Origin of the sequence: Pseudomonas sp. Z8(2022) (genome assembly GCF_025837155.1) — a bacterium.
Taxonomy (GTDB): domain Bacteria; phylum Pseudomonadota; class Gammaproteobacteria; order Pseudomonadales; family Pseudomonadaceae; genus Aquipseudomonas.
In genome coordinates this window covers 2075768-2100814 of the sequence record NZ_CP107549.1, presented here as the reverse complement: position 1 = coordinate 2100814, position 25047 = coordinate 2075768, and the positions used below count along the sequence as shown (strand labels likewise).

The 25047-nt window shown below is 61.9% G+C and carries 19 protein-coding genes and 1 pseudogene; 5 read left to right on the top strand and 15 right to left on the bottom strand.

Annotated elements, in window-relative coordinates; genetic code table 11:
• Positions 1 to 54: 54 nt before the first annotated feature.
• The 8 genes from OEG79_RS09935 to ppsA form a co-directional block, all read right to left on the bottom strand.
• A complete protein-coding gene (locus tag OEG79_RS09935; RefSeq protein WP_264148554.1) occupies positions 55 to 1035 on the bottom strand; it encodes an OmpA family protein in 981 nt (326 codons plus the stop codon).
• 108 nt (positions 1036 to 1143) lie between these two features.
• Entirely contained in the window at positions 1144 to 1734 is a 591-nt protein-coding gene (gene sigX / locus OEG79_RS09930) for an RNA polymerase sigma factor SigX (protein WP_264148553.1), read from the bottom strand.
• 82 nt (positions 1735 to 1816) lie between these two features.
• A complete protein-coding gene (locus OEG79_RS09925) occupies positions 1817 to 2641 on the bottom strand; it encodes a mechanosensitive ion channel family protein (RefSeq protein WP_264148552.1) in 825 nt (274 codons plus the stop codon).
• Between the two features lies 1 nt (position 2642).
• Positions 2643 to 2894 (bottom strand): CrfX protein, encoded by a 252-nt coding sequence (locus tag OEG79_RS09920; RefSeq protein WP_172825358.1) that lies wholly within the window; start codon positions 2892 to 2894, stop codon positions 2643 to 2645.
• 49 nt (positions 2895 to 2943) lie between these two features.
• Complete coding sequence (locus tag OEG79_RS09915) at positions 2944 to 3930, bottom strand: zinc transporter ZntB (protein ID WP_264148551.1); 987 nt, start codon at positions 3928 to 3930, stop codon at positions 2944 to 2946.
• 4 nt (positions 3931 to 3934) lie between these two features.
• Entirely contained in the window at positions 3935 to 4423 is a 489-nt protein-coding gene (gene rraA / locus OEG79_RS09910; RefSeq protein WP_264148550.1) for a ribonuclease E activity regulator RraA, read from the bottom strand.
• A 120-nt stretch (positions 4424 to 4543) separates the two neighbouring features.
• The gene (locus tag OEG79_RS09905) at positions 4544 to 5533 is read right to left on the bottom strand and encodes a lysophospholipase (protein ID WP_264148549.1); all 990 of its coding nucleotides are present in this window, start codon (positions 5531 to 5533) and stop codon (positions 4544 to 4546) included.
• A 162-nt stretch (positions 5534 to 5695) separates the two neighbouring features.
• Complete coding sequence (ppsA, locus tag OEG79_RS09900; protein WP_264148548.1) at positions 5696 to 8068, bottom strand: phosphoenolpyruvate synthase; 2373 nt, start codon at positions 8066 to 8068, stop codon at positions 5696 to 5698.
• Between ppsA and OEG79_RS21280 the strand changes: the two are divergent.
• Both OEG79_RS21280 and OEG79_RS09895 read left to right on the top strand, forming a co-directional pair.
• Positions 8015 to 8216, top strand: a pseudogene (locus OEG79_RS21280) (hypothetical protein). The gene ppsA and the pseudogene OEG79_RS21280 overlap by 54 nt on opposite strands.
• A gap of 82 nt (positions 8217 to 8298) precedes the next feature.
• Positions 8299 to 9117 carry a pyruvate, water dikinase regulatory protein gene (locus tag OEG79_RS09895; RefSeq protein WP_264148547.1) on the top strand — a complete coding sequence of 273 codons (819 nt, stop codon included), beginning with the start codon at positions 8299 to 8301 and terminating at the stop codon, positions 9115 to 9117.
• Positions 9118 to 9183: 66 nt separating this feature from the next.
• Here the strand turns inward: OEG79_RS09895 and prpF are convergent, their stop codons facing one another.
• The 5 genes from prpF to OEG79_RS09870 form a co-directional block, all read right to left on the bottom strand.
• Entirely contained in the window at positions 9184 to 10371 is a 1188-nt protein-coding gene (gene prpF / locus OEG79_RS09890; RefSeq protein ID WP_264148546.1) for a 2-methylaconitate cis-trans isomerase PrpF, read from the bottom strand.
• Positions 10372 to 10569: 198 nt separating this feature from the next.
• Complete coding sequence (gene acnD, locus OEG79_RS09885; protein WP_264148704.1) at positions 10570 to 13179, bottom strand: Fe/S-dependent 2-methylisocitrate dehydratase AcnD; 2610 nt, start codon at positions 13177 to 13179, stop codon at positions 10570 to 10572.
• A gap of 13 nt (positions 13180 to 13192) precedes the next feature.
• Entirely contained in the window at positions 13193 to 14350 is a 1158-nt protein-coding gene (gene prpC, locus OEG79_RS09880; protein ID WP_264148545.1) for a 2-methylcitrate synthase, read from the bottom strand.
• Between the two features lie 29 nt (positions 14351 to 14379).
• The gene (gene prpB / locus OEG79_RS09875; protein WP_264148544.1) at positions 14380 to 15267 is read right to left on the bottom strand and encodes a methylisocitrate lyase; all 888 of its coding nucleotides are present in this window, start codon (positions 15265 to 15267) and stop codon (positions 14380 to 14382) included.
• On the bottom strand, positions 15264 to 15986 hold the full coding sequence (locus OEG79_RS09870; RefSeq protein WP_264148543.1) for a GntR family transcriptional regulator: 723 nt from the start codon (positions 15984 to 15986) through the stop codon (positions 15264 to 15266). The genes prpB and OEG79_RS09870 overlap by 4 nt, the downstream gene beginning before the upstream one ends.
• Before the next feature lie 304 nt (positions 15987 to 16290).
• On the opposite strand from OEG79_RS09870, the gene OEG79_RS09865 reads away from it, so the two are divergent.
• The 3 genes from OEG79_RS09865 to OEG79_RS09855 are packed head-to-tail and all read left to right on the top strand — an operon-like array spanning position 16291 to position 19350.
• Positions 16291 to 16827 (top strand): ATP-dependent zinc protease, encoded by a 537-nt coding sequence (locus OEG79_RS09865; RefSeq protein ID WP_264148542.1) that lies wholly within the window; start codon positions 16291 to 16293, stop codon positions 16825 to 16827.
• Positions 16828 to 16832: 5 nt separating this feature from the next.
• Positions 16833 to 18359, top strand: a complete 1527-nt coding sequence (locus OEG79_RS09860) for an inactive transglutaminase family protein (RefSeq protein ID WP_264148541.1) — start codon at positions 16833 to 16835, stop codon at positions 18357 to 18359.
• A gap of 4 nt (positions 18360 to 18363) precedes the next feature.
• Entirely contained in the window at positions 18364 to 19350 is a 987-nt protein-coding gene (locus OEG79_RS09855; protein WP_264148540.1) for an alpha-L-glutamate ligase-like protein, read from the top strand.
• 181 nt (positions 19351 to 19531) lie between these two features.
• Here OEG79_RS09855 and OEG79_RS09850 read toward each other — a convergent pair whose 3' ends face one another.
• Together OEG79_RS09850 and OEG79_RS09845 are read right to left on the bottom strand one after the other, a co-directional pair.
• Positions 19532 to 22249 (bottom strand): helix-turn-helix transcriptional regulator, encoded by a 2718-nt coding sequence (locus OEG79_RS09850; RefSeq protein WP_264148539.1) that lies wholly within the window; start codon positions 22247 to 22249, stop codon positions 19532 to 19534.
• Positions 22246 to 24960, bottom strand: coding sequence for a LuxR C-terminal-related transcriptional regulator (locus tag OEG79_RS09845; protein WP_264148538.1), 2715 nt, complete (start codon positions 24958 to 24960; stop codon positions 22246 to 22248). Before OEG79_RS09845 ends, OEG79_RS09850 begins: the two co-directional genes overlap by 4 nt.
• Between the last annotated feature and the right edge of the window lie 87 nt (positions 24961 to 25047).

The window sequence follows — 25047 nt, the reverse complement described above, 5'->3', positions numbered from 1 at the left end:
CCCGGAAAAGAAAAACCCGGCCGAGGCCGGGTTTTTCTTACAGCGCCAGAAGCATTACTGCTTGATCTGGGCTTCCACTTCGGCTTCAACGCGACGGTTGATGGCGCGGCCGGAGTCGGTGGCGTTGTCGGCTACCGGGCGGCTCTCGCCGTAGCCAACAGCGTTCACACGGCTGCCGTCTACACCGTACTGGTTGACCAGCACGTTACGTACAGCATTGGCGCGACGCTCGGACAGACCCTGGTTGTAAGCGTCAGAACCGACGGAGTCGGTGTGACCTTCAACGGTGGTGGTGGTCTGCGGGTACTGGTTCATGAAGTCAGCCAGGTTCTTGATGTCGCCGTAGCTTTCTTCTTTGACGCGGTCTTTGTCGAAGTCGAACTTGACGTCCAGCTCAACGCGAACGGTTTCCAGTGCCGGCTCCGGAGCAGGCTCAGGCATCGGCTCGGGTGCAGCAGCAACGACCGGAGCCGGAGCAGGCTTGCTGCCACCGCCGAAGTTCAGACCAACACCCACGCCGGCTTGCCACTCGGTGTCGCCCTGGTCGATGTTGTACAGAGCGTCAACGCCGGCACGGGCGTAGAACATTTCGGTGAAGTAGTACTTGGCACCAGCGCCAGCGATAGCCAGGGTGGAGTGGTTACGACCACCGCTGTTGGCGTCGCCGATGCTCTGATGGCCGAAGCCGGCAGAAACGTACGGACGCAGGCCAACACCCGGCTGACCGAAGTGGTAGATGGCCTTCAGGTCGGTCAGGTTGCCTTTGATGTTCTTGCTGCCGGCAGCGCCTTCACCACGCAGATCGTGGTATTCGCCGTAGGACAGCGCCAGTTCGACGTCGTCAGTCAGGTAGTAGCCGATGCTGCCACCGAACAGGTTGCCTTCGTTGTGCGCGTAATCACGCTGAACGTCGGTGAAGTAGCGATTGACGAAGCCCTCCACCTCGACAGCGCCTTGGCCTTGCGCCAGCGCGCCGAAGGAGGTTGCGGCAACAATAGAGCCAATGACTACGCCCAAGGTGTTTTTTACTTTCATCCGTTAAATCCCCATCTTGATGGTTAATAAGTCGCCGGTAACTTCAGTCGGCAACTTGTTGGCGATTTTATCAGGGTTCGCCACTCCCTTAGTGGTCGGAATGCTGAACTAAGTTTCGGCAGTTTCCGAAAATTTGTCCCGCAACCGGTCCAATGCTCGCTTGTAGCGCATCTTCGTTGCGCTCAAGCCCATGTGCATGATGTCGGCAATCTCCTGAAACTCGAGCTCTGCGACAAAACGTAGCACCAGAATCTCGCGATCAATCGGGTTGACGTGAACCAACCACCGATCCAGACCGCCTCGCTCCTCGACTTTGGGTGTCTTCTCGTCGGAAGCTTCTTCGAGCGGATCCAGACTCAAGGCGTCAATCAGTCGACGCTTGCGCCGCTCTTTTCGATACTGAGTAATGCATTCGTTGTAGGTAATGCTGTAAAGCCAGGTCTTGAACTTGGACTTACCCTCGAAGTTCTTCAGGCCATATAGAACTTTGAGCATCACCTCCTGACAGACATCGTCAGCATCCCTTTCGTTCCCCAGATAACGCGCACATACGTTAAATAGCGTCCGCTGGTAGCGTCTCATCAACTCTTCATAAGCACGAGTGATGTGAAACAGCTCGTCATGGGCGCGCGCCACCAGCTCTTCATCGGTGAGCTCGCGGGGGTCGTAGCGCGTGGGCTGGGCTTGAGCTTTGTTCAAAACGAGTCGGGCCGACGGTCAGGACGAAAAGTGCCCGACAAGTCACGCCTGTCGGGCAGCTGCATAAAATAACAGATTGGCGTCAGCGACTGTTCACGCGTTGCTCGAGCAATACCCGATTTGCCACCGATACCAGCTCACCGGCATCGGTCAGCAGAGTGGTCTTCACTGTGCCGATTTCCTCGATCTGGCCTTCGACATCACCAACCTGCACTTGTTGCCCGACCTGATAAAGCTCGCGCACATAGATGCCGGCGAGGATCTGGCTGGCGATATCACGGCTGCCCAGACCCAGCGCCAGCGCCACTGCCAGACCGACGGAGATCAGCACGATGGCGATGACGTTGTTGAGCAGATCGGTCTTGACCTCAAGCTGGCCAATGGCCACGGAGATGCTGATGATGATCACCAGCCCCTGCGCCACGCGACCCAGGCCATGGGCGTACTCGAGACCTACTCCATCAGCGGCGCCACGCACCAGGCTGCTGACCAGCTGCGCCAGAAGTACACCGGCCAGCAGCACCAGCGCCGCGCCGAATACCTTGGGCAGATACAGCGCCAGTACGTCGAGGGTCGCGGAAACGCGCTGCAACCCCAGCGATTCAGCGGCGGAAACCAGGAAGATCAGCAGCACGAACCAGTAGACGATCTTGCCGATCAGGGTCGAGACCGAGGCATGAATGCCGACGCGGGCCAGCAGTTTGGTCAGGCCGGTGCCGGTCATCAGGCGATCCAGACCTACCTTGCCAAGCAGCTTGGACAGCAGGGTGTCGAGCAGCTTGGCGACAACGAAGCCGAGCAGCACCAGCACCAGCGCAACGAACAGGTTGGGAATGAATCCGGCAACCTTGGTCCACAGTGCGGTCATCGCGGAGATCAGGCTTTGGGTCCAGGGATCGAGTTCCATTTCAGTCGGCCTTATCAGCAGAAGCAGAGGATTGGGTACGGCGGGATACCGGCGCGACATGCGCCGAACCGTTATTCAGAGCGATCATCAGGGCCTGCGCCCAGTGCCCCATCAGGCTGAACAGATCACCAGCACCGACCTGACGGTTGGCGGTCTTGAGAACCCGGTGCAGGCAAGCATCATCGTCGTGGCTGGACGGCGAAGACTTGAGCAAATCGCGTAGAGACTCTTCGAATGGATCGTGCATGCGCACCTCACGGGATGTCACGGCTAGACGCAGTAGCCAGCGGATGAGTCACACATCACAACCAACGCCAGCGGCGAAAAAGCAGCAATTGTCCTACCGCCAGCACGACCATCAGGCCGCAGGCGACAAAGAAACCGATCGGACTTTCGGCGCCCGGAATGCCGCCGAGGTTGATACCCAGCAGCCCGGTGATGAAACTCAGCGGCAGAAACAGCCCGGCGATTACGGTGAAGCGATACATGATGCGATTCATGCGCTCACCGAGGCGCCGGCTTTCGGCCTCCAGCACCAGACCGACGCGCTCGCGGATCAGCTCCAGCTCTTCGAGATAGCGGGTCAGGCGGTTGTTCAGCTCGTTCCAGTAGTCACCAGCATCCTCGGCGAACCAGGGCTGATGATTGCGTGCCAGCTGCGCGTAGAGGTCGCGCTGCGGGGCGAGAAAACGGCGCAGGCTGGCCGCACGCCGCCGCACCTGCAACATCAGGCCATGATCGGGACGATAACGCTCATCGCCATCGAGAAGGTCTTCCTGATCATCGAGCAGCTCGCTCAGCTCGGTAACCAGATCATCGACACGACTAGTCAGATGACTCGCCAGCTCGAGCAACAGCTCCGATGCCGTTTTCGGCCCGACGCCCGCGAGCAGATCGGCAATCAGCGCATCGGTTGCCAGCAGCGGGCGCAGACGCAGGGAGATCACCCGGCGGGCATCGGCGAAGATGCGCACCGATACCATGTCCTCCGGATCGGCGCCTGGGTTGCGATTGACGCCGCGCAGGAAGATCAGCATCTCGTTGTCCGGCAACGCCAGAAAACGCGGCCTGGTGTTCTCCTCCAGCAGCAGATCGCAACTGAATTCGTCCAGCCCGCTGCTTTCGCGAAGCCAGTGCTGCGCCTGCACCTGACCACGATCCCAGTGCAGCCACAGACTCTCCTGCTCGCCTAGCTGAAGACTGTCCAGCTCGTCGCGGCTGATGCTGCGCGCACCACCACGGCCATTGAGCACGAAGGCATGCAGCAGCGCCGAATCCTGATCCTGCATCGGTTTATTCCGGCATTTTCAGCGCTTGCGGGGAGACGATGACACCGTTGTTGTCGGCATACAGGTACTCACCCGGCTTGAAGGTCACGCCACCAAAGGTGACCGGCACGTTCAGGTCACCAATGCCACGCTTGTCGGTCTTCATCGGGTGGCTGGCCAGCGCCTGCACGCCGAGATCGGTCTGCGCGATGACATCGACGTCACGGATGCAGCCGTATACCAGGATGCCTTCCCAGCCGTTCTTGGCCGCCTTTTCGGCGAGCATGTCGCCCAGCAGCGCCCGACGCAGCGAGCCGCCGCCGTCAACGACCAGGACCTTGCCCTGGCCAGGCTGATCGACCTGCTCCTTCACCAGCGAATTGTCCTCGTGGCACTTGATGGTGACGATCTGCCCGCCGAAGGAATCGCGGCCACCGTAGTTGGCGAACATGGGCTCGACGACCTGAACCAGCTCAGGGTAGGCATCGCACAGATCAGGGGTGACGTAGTGCATGACAGAACTCCTTTCGACATGAATGAACGGCAAGCAAACGACAGCCCCGGAAATGACCATCGATGCACGATGCGTCACATCTTACCGCCAAGCCCCCGCCGAAGAAACGGTTACCACAGCTCAAGCACCGGCCGCAGAGGCCTGCTCGACGAACTCCCCTGGCAGTTGCAGGTGTTGCAGCCAGTATGCGGTCAGGGGCCAGACCTCGCGCTGCGCCTCCTTGCTGACCAGCATCTCGATATGCCCGAAGTCGCAGGTGAAACCTTGGTCCTTGCCCAGCAGCAGAAATTGCCTTGGCGCGACACTGCATTGCTCCAGAAGTTTGCGGCAGGCCCAGGCGGGATCCTGAACATCGTCTGCCGCCGCCACGGCCAGAACCGGCACGCGCACCTGGGCGAGGCCTGCCCACCAGTCCCGGTCACCATCACCGAAACGTCCGAACAGCCTGAGCCAGCGCAGGGTTTCCAGTGCCAGGCCGATGGGCTCGTCTTCAGGCCCGCGCTTCAGGCGGCGACCGGACAGATAGGGAAAGGCACGCAACAGCAGACGCGCACACCACTCCACCGGCGGCACCTTCAGCGGCCAGTAGGTGCGGCTGATCTGACTGCCGAACAACGCGGCCGAGCGCGCGCGCGATGGCTCGAGATGACCACCGCCCAGCGCAGCCGCCAGGATCACGCCGCCCAGTGAGTGACCAATCCAGTGCGCAGGCTGTCCGGTCTGCTCGACGATGAAATCTGCGATGGCGGGCAGGTCATAGCGCACGTACCGCGCCACGTTGTTGTCCCGATAACCTTCGTTGCGCGGGGACAGACCATGACCGCGCATCTCGGCGATCCAGACGTCGAACCCGGCGCGTGCCAGATAGGCGCCCAGACCGATGCCCTTGGGCGAATACCAGAAACGTCGGTTGGAAAAACTGCCATGCAGCAAGACCACCGGCACACCGCGCACGCCTTCGGCGCCCGCCTGCCCCACCCGGGTCAGGGCCAGCTCGACGCTGGAGTCCGGACTGTTGTTGGGCTTGAGAAGATAGACATCTTCACACAGGTCGCCACGTAGTTCGGCGCTGATCAGAGCAACGGGGAAAAGCTCACTACTGCTTTGCATGGATCGGAAAACCGCAATGGCGCTGCGCCACAAAGAGAAACGACACTCATAAAAAACCGCCGGAGCGATTTTCGAATCGCTGGCGACGGCTTGGGTCGACCATCAGGAGCAACCAGAAAAAAGGGCGGGATCACCCGCCCTTTTCTGCTTCGCCTACTGATCTCAGGCGGGCTGCGCCTCGGCCAGGAAGAACCAAGTGTCGAGGACCGAGTCAGGGTTCAGCGAGACGCTCTCGATGCCCTGCTCCATCAGCCACTTGGCCAGATCCGGGTGATCCGACGGGCCCTGACCGCAGATGCCGATGTACTTGCCGGCCTTGTTGCAGGCAGCGATGGCGTTGGCCAGCAGCTTCTTCACCGCCGGGTTACGCTCATCGAACAGATGGGCGACGATGCCGGAGTCACGGTCCAGGCCCAGAGTCAGCTGAGTCAGGTCGTTGGAGCCGATGGAGAAGCCGTCGAAGAACTCGAGGAACTCGTCAGCCAGCAGTGCGTTGGACGGCAGTTCGCACATCATGATGACGCGCAGACCATTCTCGCCGCGCTTCAGGCCGTTGGTGGCAAGCAGATCCACCACCTGCGAAGCCTCACCCAGGGTACGTACGAACGGCACCATGATCTCGACGTTGGTCAGGCCCATCTCGCCCCGCACCTTCTTCAGCGCACGGCATTCCAGCTCGAAGCAATCGCGGAAGGATTCACTGATGTAGCGCGAGGCGCCGCGGAAGCCCAGCATCGGGTTCTCTTCTTCCGGCTCGTACAGCTTGCCGCCGATCAAGTTGGCATATTCGTTGGACTTGAAGTCCGACAGACGCACGATGACTTTCTTCGGCCAGAAGGCAGCGGCCAGGGTGCTGATGCCCTCGACCAGCTTCTCGACATAGAAGTCGACCGGATCGCCATAACCGGCGATGCGTTTCTCGACGCTGTCCTTGATCTCCGGCGGCAGGCTGGAGAAGTTCAGCAGCGCCTTCGGGTGCACGCCGATCATGCGGTTGATGATGAATTCCAGACGAGCCAGGCCCACACCTTCGTTCGGCAGCTGAGCGAAGTCGAAGGCACGATCCGGGTTGCCGACGTTCATCATGATCTTGAACGGCAGTTCGGGCATGGCATCGACCGAGTTCTTGCGGATGTCGAAGCCCAGCTCGCCCTCGAAGATGAAACCGGTATCGCCTTCGGCGCAGGATACGGTCACGCCCTGACCATCCTTCAGCACGCTGGTGGCGTTGCCGCAGCCGACTACAGCCGGAATACCCAGCTCACGGGCGATGATCGCCGCGTGGCAGGTACGCCCGCCGCGGTTGGTGACGATGGCGCTGGCGCGCTTCATCACCGGTTCCCAGTCCGGGTCGGTCATGTCGGAGACCAGCACGTCGCCAGGTTGCACCTTGTCCATCTCGGACACATCGTGGATCACGCGAACCTTGCCGGCGCCGATGCGCTGACCGATGGCGCGGCCTTCCACCAGCACGGTGCCTTTCTCTTTCAGCAGATAGCGTTCCATCACGGTGGCGCTGGAGCGGCTCTTAACGGTTTCCGGACGGGCCTGCACGATGTACAGCTTGCCGTCGTCACCGTCCTTGGCCCACTCGATATCCATCGGGCGGCCATAGTGTTTTTCGATGATCATCGCCTGTTTGGCCAGCTCGCTGACCTCGGCATCGGTGATGCAGAAGCGCGCGCGCTCGGCGCGGTCGACTTCAACTGTCTTGACCGAACGACCGGCCTTGGCTTCGTCGCCATAGACCATCTTGATCGCCTTGCTGCCCAGGTTGCGGCGCAGAATGGCCGGGCGGCCGGCTTCCAGGGTCGGCTTGTGTACGTAGAATTCGTCAGGGTTGACCGCGCCCTGCACCACGGTTTCACCGAGGCCGTAGGCGCCGGTGATGAATACCACGTCACGGAAGCCGGACTCGGTATCGAGCGTGAACATCACGCCGGCGGTGCCGGTTTCCGAACGCACCATGCGCTGCACGCCGGCGGACAGCGCGACCAGCTTGTGATCGAAGCCCTGGTGCACACGGTAGGCAATGGCGCGGTCGTTGAACAGGGAGGCGAAGACTTCCTTGGTGGCGCGGATCACGTTGTCCACGCCGCGGATGTTGAGGAAGGTCTCCTGCTGGCCGGCGAAGGAAGCGTCCGGCAGGTCTTCTGCGGTGGCGGAGGAACGCACGGCCACGGCCATGTTGTCGTTGCCGGCGCTCATGCTGGCGAAGGCATCGCGGATCTGCTTGTCCAGCTCGGCCGGGAAGTCGGCCTCCATGACCCACTGGCGAATCTGGGCGCCGGTCTTGGCCAGGGCGTTGACATCGTCGACGTCGAGCGCGTCGAGCGCCGCGTGGATCTGTGCGTTCAGGCCGCTCTGTTCGAGAAAGTCGCGGTAGGCCTGAGCCGTAGTGGCGAAACCGCCGGGAACCGAGACGCCGGCACCCGCCAGGTTGCTGATCATCTCGCCGAGGGATGCGTTCTTGCCCCCCACATGCTCTACATCGTGGACGCCGAGCTTATCGAGGGAAACTACGTACTCTACCAAGGTGATCTCTCCACTGAGTGTTGGAAAAGCTCAGAATCTGTGTAAATCCAGCGACGCTTCAGCCTGCCGGCCTCATACAGATTCTTGGGGGCTGGATACTCTGGCGACGAACTGCCGCAAGATTGTGGCCTTGCCCTTGAATAAGTAACAATGCCGAACCCCGTGGGGCCGGCGAAAAACGCGGCCTATCATAGCCAAGAATCGAACTCAGCTTAAGGCCTTTGGCGCAAATGAAACGAACCGCTTTCTTCATCTCCGACGGCACCGGCATCACGGCCGAAACTCTGGGACAGAGTCTGCTCGCGCAGTTCGAGAACATTCAGTTCACCAAACTGACGCGTCCGTATATCGACAGCGTCGAAAAAGCGCGCGCAATGGTACAACAAATCGATAGCGCCGCAGAAAGGGACGGTGTACGTCCAATCATCTTCGATACCATCGTCAATCGCGATATTCGTGCGATCCTCGATACCGCGAATGGTTTCATGATCGATATCTTTTCTACCTTCCTCTCACCTCTGGAACAGGAGTTGAGCTCGCACTCCTCCTACTCCGTAGGCAAGTCGCACTCCATCGGCCAGCACACCAACTACATGGAACGCATCGAAGCGGTGAACTTCGCCCTGGATAACGATGACGGTGCACGCACTCACTATTACGACAAGGCCGACCTTATCCTGGTCGGCGTGTCGCGCTGCGGCAAGACGCCCACCTGCCTGTACATGGCCATGCAGTACGGCATCCGCGCAGCCAACTATCCGCTGACCGAAGACGACATGGAGCGCCTGCAACTTCCCGAGTCGCTGAAGAAGTACCGCGACAAGCTGTTCGGTCTGACCATCGACCCGGATCGCCTGACCGCCATTCGCCATGAGCGCAAGCCGAACAGCCGCTATGCCAGCTACGCCCAATGCGAGTTCGAAGTGCGCGAGGTCGAGAGCCTGTTCCGCCGCGAGGGCATCGCCTTCATCAACTCCACGCACTTCTCGGTTGAGGAAATCTCGGCCAAGATTCTGGTGGAGAAAGGTGTTGAAAGACGCCTCAAGTAATTCCTATAACTCTATGTTTTAAAAGGAAAAAGGCTCGAAACTTCGAGCCTTTTCTAGTTTCACACGTCAGAAGCTTCCGCCCGGCACGCGTACCCAGCCTTCCATCAGGATGCGTGCGCTGCGGCTCATCACCGCCTTGGTCACCGTCCACTGGCCATCGATCTGCTTGGCCTGCGCACCAACCCGCAGGGTGCCGGACGGGTGTCCGAAGCGCACCGCCTCGCGCTCGCCGCCGCCGGCAGCCAGGTTGACCAGTGTGCCGGGAATCGCCGCTGCGGTACCGATGGCCACCGCGCAGGTACCCATCATGGCGTGGTGCAGCTTGCCCATGGACAGCGCACGCACCAGCAGATCGACATCTGTGGCCTTCACCTCCTTGCCGCTGGAGGTACGGTAATCCTTCGGCGGGCTGACGAAGGCGATTTTCGGGGTGTGCTGACGTGTCGCAGCCTCCTCGGCCGTTTTGATCAACCCCATGCGCAGCGCACCGGCGATGCGGATCTGCTCGAAACGTGCCAGTTGCACCGGGTCGCCATTGATGTCTTCGCGCAGCTCGGTACCCCGATAGCCGATGTCCTCGGCGTTGACGAACACCGTCGGGATGCCGGCAGTGATCATGGTTGCCTTGAAGGTGCCGATGCCCGGCACGTCGAGGTCATCGACCAGGTTGCCGGTGGGGAACATCGAACCACCCTCCTCGCCATCGTCGGACGGATCGAGGAACTCCAGCACGATCTCTGCAGCCGGAAAGGTCACGCCGTCCAGCTCGAAATCGCCGGTTTCCTGTACCTGGCCCTTGCTGACCGGCACATGGGCGATGATGGTTTTCTGAATGTTGGCCTGCCAGATGCGCACCACGCAGGTGCCGTTTTCCGGAATCCGCGCAGGATTCACCAGGCCGGCATGAATGGCGAAGGCACCGGCCGCCGTCGACAGGTTGCCGCAGTTGCCGCTCCAGTCGACGAAGGCCTTGTCGATGGAAACCTGGCCATAGAGGTAGTCGACGTCGTGATCCGGCCGAGTGCTTTTCGACAGGATCACGCACTTGCTGGTGCTTGAAGTGGCGCCGCCCATGCCGTCGATGTGCGCCGAATAGGGATCGGGGCTGCCGATCACGCGCATGAACAGCTTGTCACGAGCCTCGCCCGGCGCCCGACAGGACTCGGGTAGATCCTGCAGGCGAAAGAACACGCCCTTGCTGGTACCGCCACGGATAAAGGTGGCGGGAATTCTCACTTGCGGCAGATGGGCCATGAGTGCAGTCCTGAAAGTAGCCCGGATGCTCCGGGAAGAATCATTCAACCTTGCCCCGGATTGCATCCGGGCTATGCGATTGCCGCCCCTCTCCCGCTTACGGGAGGGGAGCCAGGGAGAGAAGGTCTACTCGAAAGCTCCGAGCTGCCTGAGCCACCCTCTCCCCAAGCCTCTCCCAGCAAAAGGGAGAGGCAGCCATCAGGCCACCGCGCCGCTGAGGAAGTCCTTGGCGAAACGCTGCAGCACGCCGCCGGCCTTGTACACGCTGACATCCGCCGCGGTATCCAGGCGACAGGTAACCGGCACGCGCACCACCTCTCCGTTGCGGCGATTGACCACCAGAGTCAGGTCGCAGCGCGGCGAAATGTCGCCTTCCACGTCGTAGGTCTCGGTACCGTCCAGACCCAGGGTCAGGCGCGTGGTGCCCGGCTTGAACTCCACCGGCAGCACACCCATGCCTACCAGGTTGGTGCGGTGGATACGCTCGAAGCCTTCAGCGACGATCACCTCCACCCCTGCCAGGCGCACGCCCTTTGCCGCCCAGTCGCGGCTCGAACCCTGACCGTAATCGGCGCCGGCGATGATGATCAGGTTCTGCTTGCGGTTCATGTAGGTCTCGATGGCCTCCCACATGCGCATCACCTTGCCTTCCGGCTCGACGCGAGCCAGCGAACCCTTCTTCACCTGCCCATCGACCACGGCCATTTCGTTGACCAGCTGCGGGTTGGCAAAGGTGGCGCGTTGTGCGGTCAGGTGGTCACCGCGGTGGGTGGCGTAGGAGTTGAAGTCCTCTTCCGGCAGGCCCATTTTCGCCAGGTACTCACCGGCAGCCGAGTCTGCCAGGATGGCGTTGGACGGCGACAGGTGGTCGGTGGTGATGTTGTCCGGCAGGATCGCCAGCGGGCGCATGCCGCGCAGGGTGCGTTCACCAGCCAGCGCGCCTTCCCAGTACGGTGGGCGGCGAATGTAGGTGGACATCGGGCGCCAGTCGTAAAGCGGACTCTTGGCCTCTTCCACCGAGCCCAGATCGAACATGGGAATGTAGATCTGCTTGAACTGCTCCGGCTTGACGCTTGCAGCGACGATGGCGTCGATTTCCTCGTCGCTCGGCCACAGATCCTTCAGGGTGATCGGCTTGCCATCGGCATCGAAGCCCAGCGCATCCTGCTCGATGTCGAAGCGCACGGTACCGGCGATGGCGTAGGCGACTACCAGCGGCGGCGAAGCCAGGAAGGCCTGCTTGGCGTAGGGATGGATGCGCCCGTCGAAGTTGCGGTTGCCGCTCAGGACGGCAGTGGCGTACAGGTCGCGGTCGATGATTTCCTGCTGGATCTTCGGATCGAGCGCACCGGACATGCCGTTGCAGGTGGTGCAGGCGTAGGCGACGATGCCGAAGCCGAGCTTCTCCAGCTCGGGCAAGAGACCAGCTTCTTGCAAATACAGCTTGGCGACCTTGGAACCTGGCGCGAACGACGTCTTCACCCAGGGTTTGCGCAGCAGGCCCAGCGCGTTGGCTTTCTTCGCAACCAGACCGGCAGCGATGACGTTGCGCGGGTTGGAGGTGTTGGTGCAGCTGGTGATGGCAGCGATGATCACCGCGCCATCGGGCATCAGCCCTTGGGCTTCCTCACTCTTGCCGGCCTGCAGTTTGGCTTCGTCGGCAATGCCGCGTTCGGCCAGCGCCGAGGTCGGCAGACGGCGATGCGGGTTGCTCGGGCCGGCCATGTTGCGCACCACGCTGCCCAGGTCGAAACGCAGCACGCGCTCGTACTCGGCAGTTTTCAGGGAATCGCTCCACAGACCGAGGGTCTTGGCGTAATTCTCTACCAGCGCCACCTGCTCCGGCTCGCGGCCGGTGAGCTTGAGGTAGTCGATGGTCTGGCCGTCGATATAGAACATCGAGGCGGTGGCGCCGTATTCCGGGCACATGTTGGAGATGGTCGCGCGGTCGCCGATGGACAGGCTGTCCGCGCCCTCGCCGAAGAACTCGACGTAGGCCCCCACCACTCGCTCCTTGCGCAGGAACTCGGTCAGCGCCAGAACGATATCGGTGGCGGTGATGCCGGGCTGGCGCTTGCCGCTCAGCTCGACACCAACGATATCGGGCAGCCGCATCATCGACGGATGCCCCAGCATCACCGTCTCGGCTTCCAGCCCGCCCACACCGATGGCGATCACGCCCAGGGCGTCGACGTGCGGGGTGTGCGAGTCGGTGCCGACACAGGTGTCGGGGAAGGCGATGCCACCACGCGCCTGGATCACCGGGCTCATTTTCTCCAGGTTGATCTGGTGCATGATGCCGTTGCCGGCCGGGATCACGTCGACGTTCTTGAACGCGGTCTTGGTCCAGTCGATGAAGTGGAAGCGATCCTCGTTGCGGCGATCCTCGATGGCGCGGTTCTTCTCGAAGGCATCCGGGTCGAAACCCGGTGCTTCTACGGCCAGGGAGTGGTCGACGATCAACTGGGTCGGCACAACCGGGTTGACCTTGGACGGGTCACCGCCCTGCTCGGCGATGGCGTCGCGCAGGCCGGCCAGGTCGACCAGCGCGGTCTGCCCGAGAATGTCGTGGCAGACCACACGTGCCGGGTACCAGGGGAAGTCCAGGTCACGCTTGCGATAGACCAGTTGCTCCAGCGAAGCGGTAAGGTCCTGCGGATCGCAGCGACGGACCAGTTGCTCGGCAAGTACGCGCGAGGTGTAGGGCAGTTTGTTCCAGGCGCCGACCTGGATCGCCTCGACCGCCTCGCGGGCATCGAAGTAATCCAGCGCAGTGCCGGACAGGCGCTTGCGGTATTGGCTGTTCACGGTGTCGTTCATTTTATTTACGGTCCTTGAGCGGCACGAACTTGAGGTCCTCGGGGCCTGTGTAGTTGGCGCTCGGGCGGATGATCTTGCCGTCGATACGCTGCTCGATGACGTGAGCGGACCAGCCGGCGGTACGGGCGATGACGAACAGCGGAGTGAACATGGCGGTGGGCACGCCCATCATGTGATAGCTCACGGCGCTGAACCAGTCGAGGTTGGGGAACATTTTCTTGATTTCCCACATCACGCTTTCCAAGCGCTCGGCGATGTCATACATCTTGGTGTTGCCCTGCTCCACGGACAGCTCACGGGCCACTTCCTTGATCACCTTGTTGCGTGGGTCGGCCACGGTGTAGACCGGATGACCGAAGCCGATCACCACTTCCTTGCGCCCTACCCGCTCGCGGATGTCGGCCTCGGCTTCGTCCGGGTTGTCGTAACGTTTCTGCACCTCGAAGGCCACCTCGTTGGCGCCGCCGTGCTTGGGCCCGCGCAACGCACCAATGGCGCCGGCAATGCAGGAATACATGTCCGAGCCGGTGCCGGCGATCACTCGCGAAGTGAAGGTCGAAGCGTTGAACTCGTGCTCGGCGTACAGGTTGAGCGAGGTGTGCATGGCACGCACCCAGGACTCGCGTGGTTTCTCGCCGTGCAATAGATGAAGGAAGTGACCGCCGATGGAGTCATCGTCGGTTTCTACCTCGATGCGCTTGCCGTTGTGGCTGTAGTGGTACCAATACAGCAGTGCCGAGCCGAGGGACGCCATCAGCTTGTCGGCGATATCGCGGGCGCCCGGATGGTTATGGTCATCCTTTTCCGGCGCCAGGCAGCCGAGCACGGACACGGCTGTGCGCATCACGTCCATCGGGTGCGCCGACGGAGGCAGTTGTTCGAGCGCCGCCTTGACCCCGGCCGGCAGGCCGCGCAGGGCCTTGAGCTTGGCCTTGTAGCCGGCCAGTTCGGCGACGTTGGGCAGCTTGCCATGCACCAGCAGGTGGGCGATCTCCTCGAACTCGCAGCGATTGGCGAAATCCAGTACGTCGTAGCCCCGGTAGTGCAGGTCATTGCCGGTACGACCGACGGTGCACAGCGCAGTGTTGCCGGCGGCGGTACCGGAGAGGGCGACGGATTTCTTCGGCTTGAAGCCCGGGGTAGTTTCGGTGGCGCTCATGGTTATCTCCTCGAATCCTTGTTCTTGTTTTACTTCTTGCCGGCGGCAAACAGCGCGTCGAGCTTCTGCTCGAAGGCGTGATAGCCAATACGGTCGTACAGCTCGACTCGGGTCTGCATCAAATTGATGACGTCTTTCTGGTGACCATTCTGACGAATCGAGGTGTAGACACTTTCCGCTGCCTTGTTCGCCGCACGGAAGGCCGACAACGGATAGAGCTGAATGGCCACGCCGACCGAGGCCAGCTCATCACGGGTGAACAGCGGCGTGGAACCGAATTCGGTGATGTTGGCCAGCACCGGTACGTTCAGTTCCTTGACGAAGCGCTCGTAGGTGGGCAGGTCATAGGCGGCCTCGGCGAAGATGCCATCGGCACCAGCTTCGACATAACGCTTGCAGCGTTCGATGGCGGCGTCCACGCCCTCGGCCTGGATGGCATCGGTACGGGCAATAAGGAAGAAGTCCGGATCGGTCTTGGCATCGGCGGCAGCCTTGACGCGGTCAACCATCTCCTCGGTGGAAACGATTTCCTTGCCGGGACGGTGACCGCAGCGCTTGGCGCCGACCTGGTCTTCGATATGAGCAGCAGCAGCGCCGGCCTTGATCAGGCTCTTGACGGTACGCTCGATGTTGAAGGCGCTGGGGCCGAAGCCGGTGTCGATGTCCACCAGCAGCGGCAGGTCGCAGACATCGGTGATGCGGCGAACATCGGTGAGCACGTCGTCCAGAGTGTTGATCCCCAGATCCGGCAGGCCCAGGGAACCGGCAGCCACGCCACCGCCGGACAGGTAGATGGCACGGAAGCCCGCGCGCTTGGCCAGCAGTGCATGGTTGGCGTTGATCGCGCCGATGACCTGCAACGGGGTCTCGATTGCAAGGGCCTGGCGGAAACGCTGGCCGGCGGTGTTCTGAGTCATGACTCACCTCGTGTCGTGGCGGGAGTGGCGAGCGCTTCCTGGTAGTGGCGCTCGATATTGCGCTTGGAGGCGCCGATGTGGCGGCGCATCAGCAGTTCGGCCAGTTCGCCGTCACGGTCGGCGATGGCATCGAGAATGCGGTGGTGTTCGGCAAAGGCCTGGCGCGGCCGGTTGGGCGTCGCGGAAAACTGCAGGCGGTACATGCGCACCAGCTGGTACAACTCGTCACACAGCAGCTTGGCCAGGGTACGGTTGCCGCTGCCCTGAATGATCCGGTAGTGGAAGTCGAAGTCGCCTTCCTGCTGGTAATAGCCGACCCCGGCCTTGAATGCCGCGTCCTGCTCGTGCAGCTCCAGCACCCGGCGCAACTCGTCGATCTCGGCCTGGCTCATGCGCTCGGCAGCCAGACGACAGGCCATGCCTTCGAGGGACTCGCGAATCTCGTAGAGTTCGATCAATTCGGCATGATTGAGCGACACCACCCTCGCCCCCACATGCGGCACGCGCACCAGGAGCTTCTGCCCTTCCAGGCGATGGATCGCCTCGCGTAGCGGCCCACGACTGATGCCGTAGGTTCGCGCCAGCTCCGGCTCGGAGATCTTGCTGCCCGGAGCAATCTCGCCCTTGACGATGGCAGCCTGGATCAAACGGAAGACATGCTCGGAGAGCGTCTCCGAATCCACCTGCGGCGTGGCGGTTACATCTGATTCGAGCAGCATGATTGTCGACACCAGCAATGATCAATGCCGACAAAACTACGCCATAAAGCCACCCTCGTCAAAGCAGACCAAAGTATTGTCGACAATATTTTCTGCGCAGCCACTCAGGTAAGACTTGAGCCAACTTGCATAAAGCTACATAACCCGCTGTCAGCACGGAAAATCCCCATGGTAGAATCCGCGCACTCAAGCCCGGCTTATGCCTTTTGCCATGCCTGCTAGACTTCCCGACAGACAGTTACATGGCAGGATGCCGCCATACGCTGTCGCTCACCCGCCCCTGGCAATACCCCCTCAAGGACACATGAGACTGAAACCCTTCTGCTCGTTGCTCTGCCTGCTGACGCTGTCCTGCCCGGCTCTGGCCCTGGGCAAGTCGATCTATGGCCTGAACGAGTACATTCATATAGAAGAGCTCGACCTGCAGGTAGCGGCCAAGCTCGACACCGGGGCCAAGACCGCATCCCTCAGTGCTCGCAACATCAAGCGCTTCAAGCGTGACGGAGAAACCTGGGTGCGTTTCGTGCTGGCCATCAATGGCGCCAACGAGCAGACCATCGAACGTCCGCTGGCGCGCATCAGCAAGATCAAGCGGCGCGCGGGCGACATCGATCCCGATGAAGACAAGACCTACACCGCACGCCCGGTAATCGACCTTGAACTGTGCATGGGACAGACCCTGCGCACTATCGAAGTGAACTTGACCGACCGAAGCGCATTCCAATACCCGCTTCTGATTGGCTCCGAAGCGCTCAAGCACTTCGAGGCCATGGTCGATCCAAGCCTTAAATACGCGGCCGGCAAACCCGACTGCACCGACGACGCAACCCCTGGCGAGTAATTCCCATGCGCTCTCTGAACCTGCATCTGAAAGTCCTGATCACCCTGCTGGTGACCCTGGGCGTTCTGATTACGGCATACCAAATCTTCATTCTCGGCATCCCGGTGACCGAGGACGAGACCGATGATCTGTGGAACATCGACGCCAAGGTCGAGTTCCAGGCGACGCCGCGCGAGCCGGTGAAGCTGCAGATGTTCGTGCCGCCACTGAACCAGGACTACGTGAGCCTCAACGAGAGCTTCATCTCCAACAACTACGGTGTCAGCGTCAACCGTGTCGACGGCAATCGCCGCGTCACCTGGTCGGCCCGCCGCGCCAACGGCAAGCAGACCCTCTACTACCGCCTGGTTCTGACCAAGCGTTACAGCGGTGAGCAGACGCCGGCCAAGGGGCCGATCTTCCGTGACAGCATCGCGGTCGAGGGCGCCGAGAAGATAGCTGCCGAAGCCCTGCTGGCGCCGATCCGCCAGCACTCGGCGGACGTCGAAACCTTCATCAGCGAGACCATCAAGCGCGTCAACAATGTCACCGACGACAACGTCAAGCTGCTGCTGGGCGGCGACGCGTCGACCGTCAACAAGGCCAAGGTCATCGACCTGCTGCTGTCCATCGCCCACGTACCGATGGAGCGCGTACACACCATTCGCCTGCAGGCCGAAGTAGCTCAGGCGCCGGAGCTGTGGCTGCGCAGCTTCAACGGCCAGAAGTGGCTCTACTTCAACCCGGAAACCGGTGAACAGGGTCTGCCCGCCGACCGTCTGGTGTGGTGGATCGGTGACGGTGAACTGGTCAGCCTCGAAGGCGGTCGCCAGGCGCAGGTCAGCTTCAGCCTGAACAACAGCGAGATGAACGCCATTCGCCTGGCCAAACTGACCGACGAGAACACCGACGCCAGCTTCCTCGAGTACTCGCTGTACGGTCTGCCGCTGCAGACCCAGCAGACCTTCATGATCATGGTGATGATCCCCATCGGCGTGCTGGTCATTCTGATCCTGCGCAACCTCGGCGGCCTGCAGACCCTGGGGACCTTCACCCCGGTGCTGATCGCCCTGGCCTTCCGTGAGACCCAGCTGGGCTTCGGTATCTTCCTCTTCACCATCATCACTGCGCTGGGCCTGTCGCTACGCTCGTATCTGGAACACCTGAAGCTGCAGATGCTGCCGCGCCTTTCGGTGGTGCTGACCTTCGTCGTGGTACTGATTGCCACCATCAGCCTGTTCAGCCACAAGCTGGGCCTGGAGCGCGGTCTGTCGGTAGCGCTGTTCCCGATGGTGATTCTGACCATGACCATCGAACGCCTGTCGATCACCTGGGAAGAACGTGGCGGCGGTCACGCCTTCAAGGTCGCCATCGGCACCCTGTTCGCCGCCACCATCGCGCATCTGCTGATGAGCGTGCCGGAACTGGTGTACTTCGTCTTCACCTTCCCGGCCGTACTGCTGATCCTGGTGGGCTTCATGCTGGCGATGGGTCGCTACCGCGGCTACCGCCTGACCGAACTGTTCCGTTTCAAAGCCTTCCTCAAGGACTAAGACCATGTTCGGCCTGATCAAGACGTGGAAGGCCCTTGAAGCCAAAGGCATCATGGGCATCAACCGGCGCAATGCGGACTATGTGCTGAAGTACAACAAACGGCATCTGTACCCCATCGTCGACGACAAGATCATCACCAAGGAACGGGCCATCCAGGCCGGCATCGACGTGCCGGAACTGTACGGCATCATCGAAACCGAGAAGGAAATCGACAAGCTCGACGAGATCATCGCCGGGCGCAATGACTTCGTCATCAAGCCGGCGCAAGGCGCCGGCGGTGACGGCATCATGGTCATCGCCGACCGTTTCGAGGATCGCTTCAAGACGGTATCGGGCAAGATCGTCAGCCACGACGAGCTGGAGCAGCAGATTTCCAGCATCCTTTCCGGCCTGTATTCGCTGGGTGGTCACCGTGACCGCGCGCTGATCGAATACCGCGTGACCCCGGACACTATCTTCAAGAGCATCAGCTACGAAGGCGTACCGGATATCCGCATCATCGTGCTGATGGGTTACCCGGTGATGGCCATGCTGCGCCTGCCGACCCGTCAGTCCAACGGCAAGGCCAACCTGCACCAGGGCGCCATCGGCGTGGGTGTGGACCTGGCCACCGGCGTGACCCTGCGCGGAACCTGGCTGAACAACAAGATCAGCAAGCACCCGGACACCACCAATGCGGTGGACGGTGTGCAACTGCCGAACTGGGATGGCTTCATGAAGCTCGCAGCTGGCTGCTACGAGCTGTGCGGTCTGGGCTACATCGGTGTGGACATGGTGCTGGACCAGGACAAGGGCCCGCTGATTCTGGAACTCAACGCCCGCCCCGGTCTGAACATCCAGATCGCCAACGACTGCGGCCTGACCCATCGTGCCCACGCCGTGGAAGCGCGCCTGGAAGAACTGAAGGCCAAGGGCATCCAGGAAACCGCCGAAGAGCGCGTGCGTTTCTCCCAGGAGCTGTTCGGCCACATCGCCAGCAAGGAAGTCTGACTGTCGTAGGTGTCGCGCCAGATCATCAGTAACTGGCGCGATCTACAACTCGCTCACAGCACGACCGCCGCCAGCCCTTGTGCCCCCTGGTGACACCAGGGGCGGCTTCGATACACGCCAGGGCCTCCGGCTACAAGCCGCTCACTCGATTACCAGCCCATCCAGGCGATGATCCCAGTCCTCATGCTTCGCTCAGCAGCCCCTGGCTCTTGCCCTTGAGCACGGCTTGAGTGCGGCTGCGTACGCCCAACTTGGAAAACAGGTTATGCAGATGCCATTTAATGGTGGCTTCGGACAGGTGCACCGCCTGGGCGATATCACGATTCGACAGACCGGCGGCCACGAGTCGCAGTATCTCCCGCTCCCGATGACTGACATCCTGATTTTCCTCGAAGCTTGCGGGATCGATGGACAGCCTTCGGCATTGTTCGCGCAGCGTTTCGGCAACACCTTGCCAGGCAGCGGCGCGTTTGGGTTCCGCGCCTTTCCAGGCATCCCAGAGCGGTAGCAACCACAGCGCGTCGTCCTGGAACAGACGTCGGTAGCCGCATTGCCAGGCCTCCTCCAGCGTCGCACCAAACAGCGCGAAAGCCTTGTCGCTGTTGCCCTTGCGCCAGAACGCCACGGCGAGCAACAGGCTCAGGCGCAGGCGCCGGTCACGCTGGTGATCGTCGCCCTGCCTGGCCAGACAGGCCTCCAGGCTGGCCTGGGCCTTTTCCGCCCTGCGCTCGCCCAGTGCCAGGCGCGCCTCGCTCAACACCAATGCGGTATGGGCATCGCCATAGCGCTCGACCGGCAGGGCTGTGATGTGACGCTCCAGCTGCAGGTAGATGCGCTGCGCCTCGTTGGGCCGACGCAACCACAACAGAAATTGCACCTTGCAACCCATGGCTATGGCATAGACCCGTTCATAGCCCGGCCCCTGAAGGTCGTCCAGCCACTCGTCCAGGTCCTCCAGCCCCTGCTCTGCCGCTCCGGCGAAGAAGCGGGCACGCGCCATGACCAGTTTGCCGCGGCTGATCAACTCCACCGGTGTGGCCACGTCGCGCCAGGTCGTGGCCAAAGGCAGTTCGGCAAGGATCGCACCATGACGATCCTGCTCGTACAACAGATCGGCATACGCCAGCCCCAGCGGTCCACCGACCCGACTGCGTCGCCCGAAGACCTGCGCCACCCTCGCCCGGGCAGCCTCCGCCAGCGCCCGCCCGCGCTCCAGCTCACCATATTCCTTGCAGATCAGCGCCTCGATCAGGCTGGCCATCACGTGCAGGTATTCGCTTTCACACTCGCGCAAGCTCTCCCGGGCGACGGCAATCGCCTTGGCCGCCTCGCCAAATTCGCCCAGCAGGGCGAATGCCGCGGCCTGCACGCAGGCCAGGCTGGCGCGGAATACCGGCTGATTCTGTGGTACCAGCGCCAACCAGTGGCTCGCGACCTTGAGACAGGCCTCGAGCTTGTCCTGATAGAGCAGCACCAGCGCCTTGAGCACCTGGGCGGCAGCCAGCAGCTCGATCAGCCCCAAATGAATACCCCTGCTGCCCCCCTGAGTCAGGCGCGTACTGACTTCCTCGATCAATGCCTCGGACTCGGCGAATTTCTGCTCGAAAGCCAGCTGCCAGGCATAGAAGATCTGGAATACCGGCTGCTCGGTGATCACCGGCGGCGGAATTTCCTTGAGGATGGCGAGAATGCCGTACACCCGGTTGCCGGCAATCAGCCGCGCACCCTGACGCCCCAGCAATTCGGCGGCAAAGGCGTAATCACGGGCGCGCAGGGCGTACCTGATCGACCTGTCGGCAAAGTCGTGACTTTCGCACCAGCGCGCAGCGGCGTGCAGCAGATGGGCGCAGTCACCGCGCTTGTGCAGGCGCCCCTGGAGGAACTCGGCGAACAGGTGATGGTAACGGAACCATTCGCCCTGCTCGTCCAGGGGAATCACGAACAGTTGCTCGCCCTGCAGACGACGCAGCATGTCCAGCCCATCCTGGCGCCCGGTCAGGGCGTTGCACAGTTCGGCATTGAATTCGTCGAGCACCGAGGTCTGATCGAGAAACAGCTGCATGTCGTCAGGCAGGCTCGCCACCACATCTTCGGCCAGATAATCGGCGATATTGCGCTCGGTGCCTGACAGACCGGCGAGAAAGGCCGCACGATTCTGCTGGCGCGGCAAGGTCAGCGCCGCCAGGTGCAGCGCGGTGATCCAGCCTTCCGTGCGGGCATGCAGCTGGTCAAGCTCGCGTTCCTCGAGAACGAGCCCCTTGAGATCGCGAAAATAGGCGGCTGTCTCGGCCCGGGACAGCCGCAGATCCTCGGCCTTGAGCCAGAAGGCCCGGCCGCCGAATGCAGGAAGAAAGCGCGGCTGGTGGCGGGTGCTGACCACCAGCTTCACCTGTTGGGGCAGGCGCTCGAGCAAATAACGCGAACTCTCGCCGATTGAGGGATGACGGATACGGTGGAAGTCGTCGAGCATCAGATAGAAGTCTTGCGACAGGCCCCTGAGGTCATCGAGAAACGCATCGATGACCGCCTCGATCGGCCAGCTGACCTCACCCTGTAGCAATGCCGTGGCCCTGTTGCCGAAGCCGGGGTAGACCGCGGCGATTGCCGCTACCAGATATTGCACAAGCCGCGCCGGCTCGCTGTCACTCTCATCGCAGGACAGCCAGGCAACGCGCACGCCCTGGGCCTGCAAACGCTTGCGCAGTTGGCTGAGTACGGCACTCTTGCCGAAACCGGCCGGCGCGCTGAGCAGGATCAGACGTTGCCCACGAGCCTCCAGCAGGCGTTCGAGCAGGGCCGAGCGCTCCAGCAGCGGCGCCCCCTCGGCATAGGCAGGATAGAGCTTGGTGGGGAGCAGCAGTGGAACAGTGGATTGGCGTAACGGACTGTGACTGTTCATGATTCCAGTAGGCTCAACTCACGGGCACGGCGGATGGCTTGAGTGCGATTACGCACCTTGAGCTTGTCGTAGATGTTGTGCAGATGCCATTTGACAGTGCCCAGGGCCAGCGCCAGCTGCCGACCGATTTCCTCGTTGGACATGCCCGTGGCAGCCAGGTAGACCACTTCGCGCTCACGCTCGGTCAGCCCCTCTTCCAATACCTCCGGGACCTGACGCGAGTCCCGGCCAGGCCAGGCGCTCAGCACGCTGCGGATGAATGCCTGCAACGCCGGCTGACGCTCGGCAGACTCCAGTTGCTGCAGCAGTTGGCGGATGGCCTCGCCCTCCTCCAGGAACAGGCTGCGCGCCTCCTCCCGCTCCGCGCTTATCAGGCACTGCACCAGCAGGTTTTGCGAACGCTCCTGGTAGCCCAGACGCTGATAGCTCAACGCCGCGAGCAGATCCAGGCGCAAGCGATGCAATCCATGCCAGCCGCTCTGCAACTGGCCACGTAGCTGGGTAATTTCATGCAGCGCTTCACTGTAATGCCCACGTGCCTGCTGCAGACGTATACGAGTCAGGCCAAGGGTCCATGACACCGGGTTGAAGCTTCGCTGCTTGTAAAGTGCAGCCAGCTTGGCCCAATCTACCGACTTCAGCCGCTGCTCCGCGCGTCTGCTGCGGTCAGCCGCCGGCTCCTGAAGGATGAGCGCAATCTCCTCCCCCACCGCCTGCACGTAAAAACGCCAGGAATGGTTGCGGGCTGCCAGGTTCTGCATCGACACCAGGATCGCCAGCGCCTCTTTCGGCGCCTCCCGCAGGCGTTGAACTCGTGCCAGGCAAAGCATTGCCTGAGCGTATAGATCGATCGGGTTGATCACGTCGACCGCGCACAGAGCCCAGCGCAGGCGATCCGGCAGTCCGTCCAGGCGGCCCTGGTGATAAGCGATCAGTGACTCGCTGATGGTCGGCAATGCCAGGGCGCGGGACTGATCGCCGAACCCGGGCATTACCCGCCCACGCAACTGTTCGAACAACAGGTGCGCCTGCTTTACCCGCCCCTGCTCCAGGCAAAGGAGTACCTCGACGTTGGCCAGTTGCATGTCCAGATAGCGACCTTCAAGGAAGTGATTGCGCTGCTGCGCCAGCGCCAGCAGTTTGCGCGCGGCTTCGGCCTGCCCGAGCATGACATTGGCCAGTGCGCCAAGCGTGAGAATTGCCACTTCGAGGAACGCGGCATGTTGCCCAAGCTGCGCCTCGATACACCGGGCCAGCCCGACGCAGCCCTCCAGATCATCCTTCTGCAGCGCGATCACCGCCTTGATGGCCAGCGTGGCCAGGCCCCTGTCGCTCAGCGGTCCGCTGCCCGGCGATTCCCCCCAACGCTGCAGCAGCTCGTCGAGCAGGCGATTGGCCTCGTTCAGCCCCAGCTCTGTCGCACGGGTCCAGACATCGGCGAGTACCAGCATCGGGAAACGTCCGGCGATTTCGTCCGGGACGTGCTGACGCCACTTGTAGATGAGGTTCAACTGGCCGCGATTGATCAGCTCCGGCCCACAGCCGTCGAGCAGCGCGGCGAGCATCTCGGCATCCTCGGCCAGACAGGCGTGCTCGATGGCCAGGTTCTGCATGTGGTGATTGGTGAACCACAGGCTGGCATTGAAGTGCAGCTGCCTGAAGCGCTCCGGATCGCGCTCCCTGAGGCGGCCGCGCAGGAACTCGGCGAACAGGTTATGGAAGCGATACCACTGGCGTTCACGGTCCATTGGCAGCAGGAACAGCTGCATGGCTTCCAGCTCTTCCAGCAGTTGCTGTCCGTCCTGCCGCCCGGTCAACGCATTGGCCAGATCGCCATTGAGCTGCTGTGCCACGCCCAGCGCCAGCAATTGTTCCTGGCGCTCGATCGGCAACTGTTCGAATACCGAACGCAACAGGTGATCACCGAGTGCATGCCTGTCGGCACCCAGCTCGGCCAGGCGCTCCGGCGATTGCGGGTGATTGCGCAGCCACAGGCTGGCCAGGTGTACTCCGGCCATCCAGCCCTCAGTGCGGCTGTAAAGGGCGCCGAGCATCTCGGGGTCCAGTTGCAGGCCGCAGCGTTCCAGATAGCTGCGGGTCTCGTCCGGGTCGAGCCTGAGCTCATCGCTGCCCAGTTCGAGTAGCAGGCCCTTGGCACGCAAGGTCGCCAGACTCAGGGCCGGTTGCGAACGACTGCCGACGGCCAGGGTGAAATGCGGGGGTGCCAGCCTGACCAGACGATCAAGCGCGGCAAGCACCTCGCTGTTCTGAATCAAGTTCAGATCATCGAGCACCAGCAGCAGGGGCTCGGGACTCTGGGTCAGATCCAGCAACAGACTGTCCATCACCGCCTCGACCGGCGCGCGCAGGGTATTGCGCAGGTAGCCCAGGGCGTCGTCACCCACGCCGGGGCGTACACGGCCCAGTACTTCGATCAGTTGCAGGAAGAAACGGACCGGCTCATCGTCGTCGGTGCCCAGCGACAGCCAGACAATCGCACTTCCGGCGTTGCGGCGCTGCTCGGCCAGCATCGCCAGTGCAGTGGTCTTGCCGAAACCTGCCGGCGCGCAGAACAGCACGAGCCGGGCATGAGGATGAGCCGAAAGCACGGCTTCTACCTGAGGTCTTGGCAGACGCTCGACAGGTGCCTGAGGCGCCGACAATTGCCAAGGCAGCAGGCTTCCAGCGGCTAGAGCTGTCACTACATCCATGGTCCGGATCTCCTTGCAAGTTATTGTTCTGGCACTGGCTCCCGTTTCCGACTCAAGCGGAAACAGCTCTACATCCAATGTCCTGGC

What these genes read in the sequence shown, in the direction of transcription:
- OEG79_RS09935 (WP_264148554.1), bottom strand. Translation starts at nt 1,035, where the DNA reads ATGAAAGTAAAAAACACCTTGGGCGTAGTCATTGGCTCTATTGTTGCC.
- OEG79_RS09925 (WP_264148552.1), bottom strand. Translation starts at nt 2,641, where the DNA reads ATGGAACTCGATCCCTGGACCCAAAGCCTGATCTCCGCGATGACCGCA.
- OEG79_RS09915 (WP_264148551.1), bottom strand. Translation starts at nt 3,930, where the DNA reads ATGCAGGATCAGGATTCGGCGCTGCTGCATGCCTTCGTGCTCAATGGC.
- rraA (WP_264148550.1), bottom strand. Translation starts at nt 4,423, where the DNA reads ATGCACTACGTCACCCCTGATCTGTGCGATGCCTACCCTGAGCTGGTT.
- OEG79_RS09905 (WP_264148549.1), bottom strand. Translation starts at nt 5,533, where the DNA reads ATGCAAAGCAGTAGTGAGCTTTTCCCCGTTGCTCTGATCAGCGCCGAA.
- OEG79_RS09895 (WP_264148547.1), top strand. Translation starts at nt 8,299, where the DNA reads ATGAAACGAACCGCTTTCTTCATCTCCGACGGCACCGGCATCACGGCC.
- prpF (WP_264148546.1), bottom strand. Translation starts at nt 10,371, where the DNA reads ATGGCCCATCTGCCGCAAGTGAGAATTCCCGCCACCTTTATCCGTGGC.
- prpC (WP_264148545.1), bottom strand. Translation starts at nt 14,350, where the DNA reads ATGAGCGCCACCGAAACTACCCCGGGCTTCAAGCCGAAGAAATCCGTC.
- prpB (WP_264148544.1), bottom strand. Translation starts at nt 15,267, where the DNA reads ATGACTCAGAACACCGCCGGCCAGCGTTTCCGCCAGGCCCTTGCAATC.
- OEG79_RS09870 (WP_264148543.1), bottom strand. Translation starts at nt 15,986, where the DNA reads ATGCTGCTCGAATCAGATGTAACCGCCACGCCGCAGGTGGATTCGGAG.
- OEG79_RS09865 (WP_264148542.1), top strand. Translation starts at nt 16,291, where the DNA reads ATGAGACTGAAACCCTTCTGCTCGTTGCTCTGCCTGCTGACGCTGTCC.
- OEG79_RS09860 (WP_264148541.1), top strand. Translation starts at nt 16,833, where the DNA reads ATGCGCTCTCTGAACCTGCATCTGAAAGTCCTGATCACCCTGCTGGTG.
- OEG79_RS09855 (WP_264148540.1), top strand. Translation starts at nt 18,364, where the DNA reads ATGTTCGGCCTGATCAAGACGTGGAAGGCCCTTGAAGCCAAAGGCATC.
- OEG79_RS09850 (WP_264148539.1), bottom strand. Translation starts at nt 22,249, where the DNA reads ATGAACAGTCACAGTCCGTTACGCCAATCCACTGTTCCACTGCTGCTC.
- OEG79_RS09845 (WP_264148538.1), bottom strand. Translation starts at nt 24,960, where the DNA reads ATGGATGTAGTGACAGCTCTAGCCGCTGGAAGCCTGCTGCCTTGGCAA.